This window comes from Vogesella lacus (assembly GCF_979366295.1).
In genome coordinates, this window is sequence record NZ_CEETQT010000037.1 from 1 (window position 1) to 458 (window position 458).

Here is a 458-nt window from a genome sequence, read left to right on the forward strand (position 1 = left end):
GGCACCGGCTTTGAGAATCGCCAGCAAGCCGACGACCATCTCGATGCTGCGCTCCAGTGCGATGCCGATACGCGCTTCACGGCGGATACCTTGCGCCAGCAATTGATGCGCGAGGCGGTTGGCGCGGGTGTCGAGCTCGCAGTAAGTCAGTTCGCTGTCGCCAAAGATCAGCGCGATGGCCTCGGGGTTGGCCGCAGCCTGCGCTTCGAACAACTCGTGCACCGGTTTGACGTCCGGGTAAGTCGTCTCGTTGACGCCCCAGCTTTGCAGCAGGGCGTGTTCGGCTGCTGGCAACAGGTTCAGCTGGGTCAGCGGGGTAGCTGGTGCCTGAGCCAGCGCTGCGGTAATGCCCGTCAGCGCCAGTGTCATGTAGTCGCACAAGCGTTCGGTGGCGATACTGGCAACGCTCTGCGCGGCGAGGCTGAAGCCTGCGCCCAGATCGTCGACCGATAGTGCAA

Annotated in this window: 1 protein-coding gene; it reads right to left on the minus strand. The window is 63.5% G+C overall.

Annotated features, from left to right (window positions below; all coding sequences use genetic code 11):
* Nucleotides 1–458: AMP-binding protein (locus tag ACZ9W6_RS17590; RefSeq protein WP_465192487.1), on the minus strand; the 458-nt coding region annotated here is incomplete at both ends.